We start from the raw sequence: 12,418 nt of genomic DNA on the forward strand, positions 1-12,418 counted from the left end.
CCCGAAGCACTCAGGAAAGCAGGATCCGGTGAGCGACACGGCTGCGGACAGGACGTACCAAGTAGTGGTCAACCAGGAGGAGCAGTACTCGATCTGGGACGCGGACCGCCGACCGCCGGAGGGCTGGCGGGCCGCCGGCTTCACCGGGGACCGGCGGCAGTGCCTGGCGCACATCACCGCGGTCTGGACGGACCTGCGTCCGCTCGGTGCCCGCGGCGGCCGGCCCACCGCGCAGAGCGAGGCGAGGTAGCCGATGAACCGCCTGCTGCCGGAGCTCTTCCTGGCCCGCGCCAGGGAACACCCCGACGCCCCCGCGGTCGTCGCCGGGACCGACGAGCTCTCCTACGGCGCGCTGGAGCGCTCGGCCCGGCGGGTCGCCGGCGCCCTCGCCGGGCTCGGCGCCGGCCCCGAGTCCGTCGTCGCCGTCCTGATGGCCCCCGGGCCGCAGCTGGTCGAGGCACTGCTCGGCGTCTGGCTGGCCGGTGCCTGCTACCTGCCGCTCGACCCCTTCGCCCCGCCCGGGCGGCTGCGCCGGGTCGTCGAGGCGGCGGGTGCGCACCTCACCGTCGTGGACCGGACCTGGTCCGGACGGGGCGCGGAACTCGCCCCGTCGACCGCCGCCCACCTGGTCGACGACCTGCTCGACGCCGGGGACCCGGACACCCCGCCCCTGCCCGCCACCGGGCACCGGGCCGCCTACGTGATCTTCACCTCCGGCTCCACCGGCGCCCCCAAGGGCGTCGTCGTGGACCACGCGGGCATCGCCAACCGGGTGTGCTGGGGCGTCCGCGCCCTGGGCCTCGGCGCCGACGACCGGGTCCTGCAGAAGACCCCGCTCACCTTCGACGCGGCCGGCTGGGAGATCTTCGGCCCGCTGGTCTGCGGCGCCCCGGTGACCTTCGGCCGCCCCGACGCGGGCCGCGACCCCGCCGAACTCGTCGCCTCGATCCGCGAGCAGCGGGCCACCGTGGTGCAGGTCGTCCCCACCATGCTGCGCCTGCTGGCCGCCGAGCCCGGCCTGGGCTCCTGCACGACCCTGCGGACCGTCTGCTCGGCGGGCGAGCCGCTGCACGCCGAACTCTGCCGGCGCGTGCTCGACCGGGTCGACGTGGAGATCTGGAACACCTACGGGCCCACCGAGTGCTCCATCGACGCCCTGGCGCAGCGCTTCGACCGCGCGCAGCTCACCGGGGCCGTTCCGATCGGCGAGCCCATCGACAACGCCCGCGTGCTCCTCCTCCCGCCCGGGGACGGCGAGAACGGCGGGGACGCCCCCGCCGGGGACACCGCCGCCGGGGACGGTGATCCGCTGTACGAGCTCTACCTGTGCGGCCCCGGCGTCGCCCGCGGCTACCACGGGGACCCGGCCCGCACCGCGACGCGCTTCCTGCCGGACCCCGCCGGGCCGCCCGGCGCCCGGATGTTCCGCACCGGCGACCTCGTCCGCCGCCGCCCGGACGGCGCCCTGGAGTTCGCCGGCCGCATCGACGACCAGCTGAAGGTCAACGGCGTCCGGATCGAACCCGGCGAGGTCGAGGCGGCCCTGGAGACCCACCCCGAGGTGGTCGAGGCCGCCGTCCGGGCGGTCGACGGGCCCGACGGCACCCGGCGCCTGGTGGCCTGGGTGGTCACCTCGCGGACCGGCGCCGCCGAGGACCTCGTCGCCCACCTGCGCGACCGGCTGCCCCCGGCCCTCGTCCCCGCCCTGGTCACCGAGACCGACGCCTTCCCCCGGACCACCAGCGGCAAGACCGACCGGGCCCGGCTGCCCGAGCCCGACTGGTCGTCGGCGCCGGGCCCCGCCGCCCCGGCCCCGCAGACCGCCGAGGAGCGGATCGTGCTGGCGGCCTGGCGGCAACTGCTCGACACCGACGGGATCGGGCCCGACGACGACTTCTTCCGCCTGGGCGGCCACTCGCTGATGCTGACCCGGCTCGCCGCCGGGCTCACCCGGGCCTCCGGCCTGGACGTCCCGCTGCGTGACCTGCACTACGCGTCGACCGTGCGGCAGCAGGCCGAACTGCTGTCCCGGGCCTCCGCGGCGCAGCCGATCGAGGCGCTGCCGCCCGGCGCCCGGCTGCCGCTCACCCACGCGCAGGAACGGTTCTGGGTCCTCGACCGGATGTCCCCCCGGAGCCGCGAGTACCTCCTCCCGATCCTGCTCTGGCTGCCCGCCGAGGTGCCCGCCGACCTGGTCGAGGACGCGCTGGCCCGGCTGGTGGAGCGGCACGAGGTGCTGCGCACCCGCTACGTGATGGACGGCCGGGGCCTGGCCGCCGTCGTCGAGCCGGCGGACGCGGCCCCGGTCAAGCTGCGCACCGTCGAGACCACCCCCGACCGGGTCGACGGTCTCGTCGCCGAACAGCTCGGCGAGGGCTTCGACCTGGCGTCCGCGCCGCTGCTGCGGGCCGCGCTGCTGCGGGACGGCGGGCCGGAGCAACTGCTGCTGCTGGTCTGCCACCACATCGTCGGCGACGGCTGGTCCTCCCGGCTGCTCGAACAGGAGCTGCGTGCGACGGTCTCCGCGCTCGGGGAGGGCCGTGAGCCGGTCCTGCCGGAGCCCGCGCTGCGCTACGTCGACGCCGCCGCCTGGCTCCGGGCCCAGCTGACCGACGACCTGTTGGAGGAGCAACTCGCCTACTGGCGCGAGACGCTGGCCGACCTGCCCGCGCTGGAGCTGCCCACCGCCCGCGAACGCGCCGAGCGGCGAGGCATCGACGGCACCGGGGTCGTCGTCGACCTGCCCGCGCCGTCCGTCGAGGCGCTTCTCGCGCTCGGCCGCCGGACCGGCGCGACCCCGTACGTGGTCTTCCTGACGCTCTGGACGGTCGCGCTCGCGCGGGCCGCGGGCCAGTGGGACTTCGGGACCGGCTCCCCGCACGCCGGGCGGATCCGCCCGGAGCTGCACGACCTGGTCGGCCTGTTCCTCAACACCGTGGTCCTGCGGCCCCGGCTCACCCCGGACCTGCCCTTCGAGGAGGCGGTGGCCGTGGTCGAGCAGACCTGCCGGGAGGCCTTCGCCCGGCACGCGGCGCCCTTCGAGGCCGTCGCCGAGGCGGTCGCCCCGGCCCGCGACCTCTCCCGGACCCCGCTGTTCCAGAACCTGTTCGCCCTGACCGGCGACGACGGGATCGGTCAGGTCCCGCGCGAGCGCGACCTCGAACTGCTCGGCCGGGCCTGGACGGTGTCCCGCACCGACCTGGCGCTCACGCTCTGGCCGTACCCCGACGGCAGTTACGGGGGAGCCCTGGAGTACTCCTCCGCGCTCTACGACGAGGCGGTGGCGACCGGCCTCGCCGGGCGCCTGCGCGACCTGGCCGAGCGGTTCGCCGCCGACCCGGCCCTGACGGTCGGCGCGGCCGGCCTGGACGAACCGGAGGTGACGGAGGTGCCGGAGTTGACGGAGACGGCGGAGGTGCCGGACGTGGCGGAGGCCGACGGGACGGCCGCGGACGGGACGGCCGCCGCCGGGCTGGATACGATCCTGGGCTTCGTCCGCGAGCTGCTGGAACTGCCCGACGCCGGCCCCGACGACGACTTCATGACGCACGGCGGCAACTCGCTGCTCGCGGCCCGCCTGCTGTGGAACATCCAGACCGCCTTCGGCGTGGAGGTGTCGATGCGCGCCTTCTTCGACCGGCCCACGGCCACCGACCTCGCCCGGGAGGTCGAGGAACTCCTCCGGGAGTCCGACGGCACCCCCGACCGGCAGGGCGACTCGACAGGGAAGGACACCTGATGGCGGCCGCACCGTCCCGGGGAAGGCGGACCATCGAACCGGCGGACCGGAGCCGTCCGCTGCCGCTCTCCTCCGGCCAGCAGCAGATGTGGCTGCTGCACCAGTTCGCCCCCACCGGCCGGGCCTACCTGATGACCTGGACGCTCCGGCTCTCCGGGCCGCTGGACACCGAGGCGCTGCGCCGCTCCTGGGAGCGGCTGGTGACCCGCCACGAGATCCTCCGGACCCGCTACCAGCAGATCGACGACGAGCCCTGCCAACTCGTCGACCCACCCGGGCCGTTCGCCCTGCGCGTGGTCGACCTGGCGGACGAGCCGGCCGCGACCCGTGAGGAGCGCGCCGGGCAGATCGCCGAGTGGGAACGGCGCCGGCCCTTCGACCTGGCCAGGCACCAGCCGGTCCGGGTCACCGTGATCGAGGCAGGCCCGGAACTCCACCTGATGGTCGTCAGCATCCATCACATCGCCGCCGACGAGGACTCCTACCAGGTGATCGTGGCGGAGCTGGCGGCGCTCTACGGGGAGGAGAGCGCCGGCACGCCGTCGGGCCTCGACGATCCGCCCGTCCAGTACGCCGACTTCGCGGTGTGGGAACAGGGCCGCACGACGGACGCGGCGCTCCGCAGGCACCTGGACTACTGGCGGGACGCGCTCGGGGACGTCCGGGACGTGCCGCTGCCCCTGGACCGGCCGCGGCCGGCCCGCGCCGACCGCCGCGGCGGCCTCGTCGACCTGACGGTCGCCCCGGAGACCGCCGACCGCGTCCGCGCGCTCGCCGCGGCCAACCGGGCCACCCCCTTCATGGTGCTGCTGGCGGCCTACCACGTGATGCTCGCCCGGCTGACCGGCAGCGACGACGTGGTGGTGGGGCTCCCGGTCTCGACCCGGACGCCCGATCTGGACGGGCTCCTCGGCTACACCGTCAACACCGTCGTGGTCCGGTCGCGGCACACCGCCGGGCAGACCTTCACCGACCTGGTCGCCCGGATCAGGGCGGGCGTCCTGGACGCCTTCGACCACCGGTTCGTCCCGTTCAAGCGGGTCGTCGACGAGGTGAACCCGGCCCGCGGCCTCGACGAGAACCCGCTGTTCCAGGCCGCCTTCGACATGGAGGCGGCCGGGGAGGACGGCGGATTCCGGCTGCCCGGCCTGACGGTCGAGCGGACCGGCTCCGGCGTCGCGCCCGACGCCAAGTTCGACCTCAACATGCACGTCGCCGCCACCGAGGACGGACAGTTCGTCGTCCGGCTGGAGTACGCCGCGGCGGTGCTCGACGAGGCCACCGTGCAGGGCTGGGCCACCGCCTGGGAACCGCTGCTCGACGCGCTGGTGCGCGAGCCCCTCGCGCCGCTCCCCGCCGGCGGGCAGGCCGCCCCGGACCGGGCCGCCGGACCGGGCACCGCCGCCGCCACCGAGCCGGGCACGGAACCGGACGGTCCGGGGCCGGCCCCGGGCGGGACCAGGGCCACGGCCGCCCTGGCCGCGACGCTGCACCGGATCTGGGCCGAGGTCCTGGAACTGGACGCCGTCGGCCCGCAGGACAACTTCTTCGACGTCGGCGGCGACTCGCTGCGCGCCGTGGCCCTGTCCGGCCGGCTGCGCGCGGAGGGCCTGGAGGTGTCGGCCACCGACATCTTCGCCTACCAGAGCATCGAGGAACTGGCCGAGTGGTGCGCGGAGCAGACCTCCGGCACCGGGCCCGACCTGCCCGTCCGGGTCGCCCCCTTCGCCCAGCTGTCCCCGGAGGACCGCGCGGCCCTGCCGCCCGACGCCGTGGACGCCTACCCGCTGACGGCGACCCAGCTCGGCATGCTCATCGAGCTGCGGGCCCGGCCCGACGTCAACACCTACCAGGACACCACCTCCTACCTGGTCCGCGACGAGGAGCCGCTGGACCACGCCGCGCTCCGGCGGGCCACCCAGCTGGTCGTCGACCGGCACGAGGTCCTGCGGACCGGCTTCGACCTGAACCGGTACTCGGTGCCGCTCCAACTGGTGCACCGCGCCGCCCTGATCGACGTCGGCGTCACCGACCACGGCGTCCTCGGGCCGGGCGGCTGGCGGCCGGCGCTGGAGGAGTACGCGGCCGGCGAGCGCCGCAACCCGATGGACATCGCCGCCGCGCCGCTGATCCGCGTCCACGGCCACCGCGCCGAGGACGCCAAGGAGTGGTGGATCACCATCACGGAGTGCCACCCCATCCTGGAGGGCTTCAGCTTCCACACGATGCTGATGGAGATCCTCACCGGCTACTACGAGCTGCGCGCGGGCCGCACCCCCGCCGAGCCCGAGCCGGTGGCCTTCCGGTACGCGGACTACGTCGCCGCCGAGGCGGCGGCGCGCGAGTCCGAGGAGCACCGCGCCTTCTGGCGCGGCGTGGTCGAGGGCCGGACCGGCACCGCCCTGCCGACCGCCTGGCAGGGCGACCGGGCGCTCGCCCGCGAGCGGTACCAGCACATGCTGGACTTCCGCGACCTGGAGGACGACCTGCGCCGGCTGGCGAGCGAGACCGGCACGTCGATGAAGGCCGTGCTGCTGGCCGCGCACATGAAGGTCATGAGCGCGGTCGTGGCTACCGAGGACTTCTACACCGGACTGGTCTGCGACGCGCGGCCCGAGGTCCTGGGCGCCGACCGGGTCCTCGGCATGTACCTCAACACGCTGCCGTTCGCCATGCCCACCGGGGCGCTCACCTGGGGCGGGCTGGTCAAGGCGGTCTACGACGGACTGACCGGGCTCTGGCCGCACCGGGTCTTCCCGATGCAGGTCATCCAACAGGAGTTCGGCCCCGGCGGCCGGCTGCTGGACGTGTTCTTCAACTACCTGGACTTCCGCCAGGTCGACAAGAGCCTGCTCGATGAGGACGCGACGTACAACGACAACGACAACGAGTTCGCGCTGCACGTCTTCACCATCTCGGGGATCCTCAAGCTCAACACGACCAGCCACCGGTTGAGCCGGGCCCCCGCCGTCCGGCTCACCGCCCTCTACCGGACGGTGCTGGAGCGGATGTCCCTCGGACCGGAGGGGGACGCCCGCGCCGACTGCCTGCCGGCGCGCGAGCGGGAGAGCCTGCGGGTCCTGGACCGTACGGAGCACACCGGGCGCACGGCGAAGCGGACGGACGAGCGGACGGACGAGCGTGCGGCGAGCGTCACCGGGGCCTTCGCCCGGGTGCTGGCCGCGCACCCGGACGACCCCGCGCTCCGGTACGGCGACCGGGTGACCGGCTACCGGCAGCTCGACGCCAGGGCCGAGGAGATCGCCCGGGGCCTGCGCGAGCGCGGCGTCGGTCCGGGCTCGCTGGTCGCGGTCGCGCCCGAGCGGGGGCCCGACACGGTCGCCGCGGTGCTCGCCGTCTGGCGTCTGGGCGCCTCCTTCGGCCTCGCCCCGGACGACTCCGGCGGCCCCGCCCTGCCCGCCCTGCCCGTCCTCGCGCAGCCCTCGGTGATCCCCGGGGACACCGCCTGCGTCCTGCCCGGCGCCCCCGGAACGGCCGTGACGCACCGCGCCCTGGCCCGCGCCCTGCAGCGGGTCCACGCCGAACTCGACGCGCGCGGGGCGGGCAGCGGCCGGGGTTCGTCCTGGCTCTGCGCCGCGCCGCCGGTGACCGCCGCCGGGCTGGTCGAGGTGCTCGCCGCGCTCACCTCCGGGGCCTGCGCCGTCCTCACCTCCGCCCCGCTGCCCGACGCCGTCCCCGAGATGCGGGAACTGATCGCGGGCGGGCGGGTGACGCACCTGTGGACGACCCCGCTGGTCGCGGAACGCGTGCTCGACCCGGCCCCGCGGCCGGTCACCGTCCTCCTCGGCGGCGACGTCCACGCCGGCCCCGCCCCGGCGGCCGGTCTGCGCTCCCGGGCCAGGGTGATCGAGGTCCTGGACGCCGACGGGCTGCTCGGCCCGGTGGCCTTCGACGGCAGGCCGGTGCCGGGACTGGCCCTGCGGGTCGCCGACGACCGGCAGCGCCGGGTGCCGGTCGGCGTGGTGGGGGAGCTCTGCGTCGACGACCCGGACGCGGACACCGAGGGCGGGCGACCGCACCGCACGGGCCGGCTGGCCCGGCTCGGCCGCAGCGGGCGGCTGGAGCCGCTCGGCCCGGTCGGCGGCCCGCACCGGACCGCGGAACTGCTCGGACTGCACCCCTCGGTGCGGGACTGCCGGGTGGTGGTCCGTCAGGACCCGGCCCGCCAGGACCCGGCGCCGGCGGGCGCGTCCGGGCCTGCCGGACCGCGGCTGATCGGGTACGTGCGCACCGTGACCGAGGAGTTCGCGCCGGACGAGGTGCGCCGGGCGCTCGCCGAACGCAGGCTGCCGCGCCACCTCATCCCGGACGCGCTGGTCGTGGTCGACGAGTGGCCGCTCACCGCGTCCGGCACGGTCGACCCGGACCGTCTGCCCGAGCCGTCCGCCGCGCCGCCCGCCGACGGGCCGGACGAACTGCCCTGGGACGACGGCTTCGCCGACCTCCTGCGCGAGGTACTGGCCGGCGCGTCGTACGAGGGCGCGCTCGAACCGGACGTGCCGCTCGCCGACATCGGTCTGAACTCGATGGCCACCGTCGGCCTGATGGTCGCCATCGAGCAGCTCTACGACATCGTCTTCCCCGACGACTTCCAGGTCGTCGACATGTTCCGGACGCCCCGGATGCTGTGGGAGGCGGTCACCGAGTTCCGCGCGGCGGATCTCTGACGCCGCGGGGGGACGGCACGGCCGCGGGGCCGGCACCGGCATCACGTCGGTGCCGGCCCCGGCCCGTCCCCGCCCGCCGTCCCCGGGCCACCGCGCCGGGCGGTTCCGGAAACGCCGACGCGGCCCGGCCGGAGCCGGGCCGCGTCGGGGGCGGGCCCTACAGGAGCGGGTCGACGACGATCTCGATCGCCGTCGCGGCGGCCAGGGCGTTGGCCACGGCCTCCTCCCGGTCGGCGCCGTGGGCGACGATCTCGCCGACCCGCGCGCCCGAGGCGGTGAGCGGCGGCACCGTCCCGCCCGGCTCGACGGACACCCAGACGTACTCGACGCCGGGGGAGGACTGGGCGGCGTCGAGACCGCGCACCTCGCGCACCACGCCCGGGGCCGCGTCCACGAACCGGACCGCCGCCCCGCGGACCGGGGCCGCGGCCATCTCCGGCTCCTTCCCCTCCAGCACGTCGAGGTAGCCGCGGAACAGGTCGCTGCCGTAGGCGAGGCCGATCAGGAACGGGATGTAGTCCCCCGGGAGGCGGGCGGCGCATTCGAGGAGGTGGGGCACTCCGTCCCGGAGGATCCACTCGGCGTGCAGGATGCCGGTGCGGAACCCGGTCGCGGTGACCAGCGTGCGCATGGCCGGCTCCGCCGCCGCACCGGCCGGGGCCGGCACGACGTGACCGCGCTCGACCGGGTGCGGGCCGGGGTAGAGCTCCGTCTCGGTGGTGTTGAGGAAGACCACGCGGCCGTCCAGCACCAGCGCCTCGACGCTGAACTCGCCGCCGTGCAGCCACTCCTCGACCACGTAGCCGGACGCGCCCGCGTGCGCGGTGCGCAGGTGCGGCTGGTCGGCGGACGCCGTCCGCTTCCAGGCCTCGTCGAGGTCGTCCCCGGGGCCGAGGAGCTGGACGCCGAGGCTGCCCTGGAGGTGGGTCGGCTTCAGGACGCACTCCCCGCGGTGCGCGTCGCGGAAGCGGGCGACCTCCTCCGGGCCGTCGATCCGCTGCCAGTCCGGCTGGGCGACGCCGGCCGGCTGCGTGGCCTCCCGCAGCAGCGACTTGTCGCGGAAGAGCCGGACGGCGTCGGGCCCGCCGTTCGGCAGCCCCCACGCCTCCGCGAGCTCGGCGGCCGGGACGACCGTGTACTCCAGGGCGGGCAGCACGGCGCGGACGGCGTCCGGCCGGTCGACGTGGTCCGCGAGCCGGACGGTCCCGTTCTGGACGGGGGCCGCGACGAACCCGGCCGCGCAGCGGAACCTCGGGAGCTGCCCGGCGACGTCGCGGGCCTCGCAGATCGTCGGCTCCTCGACGACCAGGACCGAGCCGGGGGGCAGGACCCGCTCCAGCTGGTTCAGCAGGCCGACGCTGAATCCGACCACGACGTGGGTGACTTCGGGAGAGTCCATGTGCGTGTTCACGCCTCCTCGGCGGGGGTGATGGTTGCTTCGATCCGGCTGAACGCCTCGTTCAGGACACGGTCGCAGGTGGCGGCGTCGGGCCCGGTGGCGACGACCGCGGCCAGCCGCGGCACCACGCCGCGGGGCGGGAGCAGCAGCCGCTGACCCGGCTCGGCCAGGGCCACCACCCTTTCCACGCCCGGCACCTCGCGGGCGCCGGAGACGTCCAGGCGGGCGACCGTGCCGTCCTGCGCGGGGTAGAGGAACCGCACCTCGGCGCAGTCGTCGCGGACCGGCCGCAGGTCGGGGACCAGGCCGAGGGCCGTGTCCAGGGCGGCGGCGGTCAGGTCCACGCCGGTGGCGAGCCGGCCGAGCAGCGGGATGAAGTCGCCGCCGAGCCGCCCGTTGAGCTCCACCAGGCGCGGGCCGCGGGCGGTGAGCCGCAGCTCGGCGTGGGTCACACCGGTGGTCACCCCGAGCGCCGCGTGGATCCGGGCGACCAGGTCGGTCGTCTCCCCGGCCCACGGCTCGTGGTGCCACGGCGCGACCAGGTGCCCGACCTCCTCGAAGAACGGGGGGTAGCCGATCCGCTTCCGCGCCAGGTTGACGGCGTGCACCTCGCCCGCGACCACCACGCAGTCCAGGCTGATCTCCGGACCGTCCAGGTACTCCTCGATCAGCAGGCCGTCGAGCGGGTCGAGGCCGGTGAACGCGGCCCGGTCGGCGTGCCGGTGCAGCTCGGTGAGCGCGGTGGGCGAGGCCGCCAGGACCACGCCGCTGCTGCCCGCCAGGGCCCGGGGCTTGACCACCACCGGGTACCCGATCGACTCCGCCGCCGCGAGTGCCTCGTCCAGGCCGTGCGCGACCGCGTAGCGCGCGGACGGCAGCCCGGCCTGCTCCAGCAGGCGCCGGGTCCGGAGCTTGTCGCGGCAGTTGCGGACCGCCTCCGGGGACATGTGGGGCAGCCCGAGCCGCTCGGCCGCCTCGGCGGTCCGCTCCAGCTGCACCTCGCTCCAGGTGAGCAGGCCGACCGGTCCGGTGTCCCCGGCCAGGGCCTCGGCGACGGCCCGGGTGAGCGCGTCGGCGTCCCCGGTGTCCGCCACCAGGTGGCCGGCCAGGTACGGCAGTTCCCAGTCGGCGGGCGCGTCGTTCACCGTGGACACCCGGCCGTGCGCCGCCGCGTCCCGGAGCGCGTACTCCCGGTAGACGCGGCCACCGGTGCCGACCAGGACCACGTGGGGCGGGCGGGCCGGGTCGACCGGCTCGCAGCGGTAGTCGAGCCGGTCGACCGTGCGCCTGATCGCGCGCTCCACGTCGGCGGTGGTGCGGCCGCGGAAGCGGAACCGCGCGCCGGAGTGCTCGTACCCGGGGAGGTCGGCCAGGTGGCGGCCCGGGGCCGGGAGCCGCTCGGCGTACGGCCCGTCCTCCAGGCCGGTCTGCGGCGTCGCCGCGAGGACCCGGCACGGGCGCGCGGCGGGGGTCGGGACGAGCAGCCAGCCGCCGTACTCGCCCTCGTCGTCACCCTCGTGGTCACCCTCGTGCCCGTCCTCGGCCCGGTCCGCCGGGAACGGGAACGCGGGCAGCGGCCGGCCGAGCTGGATGTCGACGGCGGCGGCCATCAGGTCGACGCCGTGCACCTCGCGCCAGACGAACGGGACCTCCGCCCCGCCGGGCCGCGCGCCCACCTCCAGGACGTGGAACTCCGGTTCGGAGCCGTCCGCGGAGGCGAACAGTTCGAGGTGGAACACCCACGGCTCGGCCGACATCGCCAGCACGGCGCGCCGGGTGAACTCGCCGACGGCCTTGAGCAGCGCCGAGTCGTCGATCTCGGCCGAGCCGAGCGCGTCCCCCCGGGTGAAGTCCAGGCAGGTGTTGAGGTAGCGCGAGGCGCGCCAAACCCGCAGGTCGCCGTCGGCGGCGACCCCGTCGACGTGCAGGATCTCGTTCGGCACGTACGACTGCACCAGGACGGCGACGTCCGGCGGGAAGGCGTACGCCGCCAGGTCCTCCGGGCCGTCGAGCCGCGTGACGTGCGAACTCGCCGTCCCGCGGACCGGTTTGAGGATCACCGGCCAGCCGTGCCGGTCGGCGAAGCCGGCGACCGCCGCCCGGTCCGGGGCGGGCCCGGTGGCCGGGACCGGGACGCCCTGCGCGGCGAGCCTTCGGGCCATCGCCAGCTTGTCGCGGAACGGCCGCAGCCGGGCGGGCGTCTCGCCGGGCACGCCCAGCTCCTCACGGAGCTCGGCGGCGACGTCGAGGTCCACCTCGTGCAGCGCCACGATCCGCGCGGGCGCGCCGTGTTCGGCGGTCAGCCGGTCGACGGCGGCCCGCACCGCGGCGCGGTCCTCGGTGCTCGGGACGACGGCCACGGCGGCGGAGGCCGAGGCGGGGATCCCGGCCCGGCCGCCCGGGGTGGTCACGTAGCTGACCCGGTACGCGGTGTGGTCCAGGTAGGCGGCGTAGTCGGCGTAGGAGTCGGTCCACCGGTGGAGCACGACGACGTGGGCGGCGGAGGGGGCGGCGGACGGGGCTGAGGACGGGGCGGCGGGCACGGGCGGCTCCAGGGACGGCGGGCAGGGAACCCGGGTGTGAGGACCGGTT

General features: G+C 76.0%; 5 protein-coding genes. 3 read left to right on the top strand and 2 right to left on the bottom strand.

Annotation, left to right across the window (positions count from 1 at the left end; genetic code table 11):
- Window positions 1-28 precede the first annotated feature (28 nt).
- Genes PUR56_RS40415 through PUR56_RS40425 form a run of 3 tightly spaced genes read left to right on the top strand, consistent with a single transcriptional unit; the run spans window position 29 to window position 8,427 of the window.
- Window positions 29-250, top strand: coding sequence for an MbtH family protein (locus PUR56_RS40415; RefSeq protein ID WP_329884344.1), 222 nt, complete (start codon window positions 29-31; stop codon window positions 248-250).
- A 3-nt stretch (window positions 251-253) separates the two neighbouring features.
- Entirely contained in the window at window positions 254-3,739 is a 3,486-nt protein-coding gene (locus PUR56_RS40420) for an amino acid adenylation domain-containing protein (RefSeq protein WP_329952631.1), read from the top strand.
- On the top strand, window positions 3,739-8,427 hold the full coding sequence (locus tag PUR56_RS40425; protein ID WP_329952632.1) for a condensation domain-containing protein: 4,689 nt from the start codon (window positions 3,739-3,741) through the stop codon (window positions 8,425-8,427). Before PUR56_RS40420 ends, PUR56_RS40425 begins: the two co-directional genes overlap by 1 nt.
- A gap of 157 nt (window positions 8,428-8,584) precedes the next feature.
- Here PUR56_RS40425 and PUR56_RS40430 read toward each other — a convergent pair whose 3' ends face one another.
- Window positions 8,585-9,826 (bottom strand): ATP-grasp domain-containing protein, encoded by a 1,242-nt coding sequence (locus tag PUR56_RS40430; RefSeq protein ID WP_329952633.1) that lies wholly within the window; start codon window positions 9,824-9,826, stop codon window positions 8,585-8,587.
- Window positions 9,827-9,834: 8 nt separating this feature from the next.
- A complete protein-coding gene (locus PUR56_RS40435) occupies window positions 9,835-12,369 on the bottom strand; it encodes an ATP-grasp domain-containing protein (protein WP_329952634.1) in 2,535 nt (844 codons plus the stop codon).
- Window positions 12,370-12,418 lie beyond the last annotated feature (49 nt).

Source organism: Streptomyces sp. BE303 (genome assembly GCF_036290945.1).
Classification (GTDB): domain Bacteria; phylum Actinomycetota; class Actinomycetes; order Streptomycetales; family Streptomycetaceae; genus Kitasatospora.

Excerpts from the sequence above, each read along its gene's own strand:
- PUR56_RS40420 (WP_329952631.1), top strand. The coding sequence starts at position 254 with ATGAACCGCCTGCTGCCGGAGCTCTTCCTGGCCCGCGCCAGGGAACAC.
- PUR56_RS40425 (WP_329952632.1), top strand. The coding sequence starts at position 3,739 with ATGGCGGCCGCACCGTCCCGGGGAAGGCGGACCATCGAACCGGCGGAC.
- PUR56_RS40430 (WP_329952633.1), bottom strand. The coding sequence starts at position 9,826 with ATGGACTCTCCCGAAGTCACCCACGTCGTGGTCGGATTCAGCGTCGGC.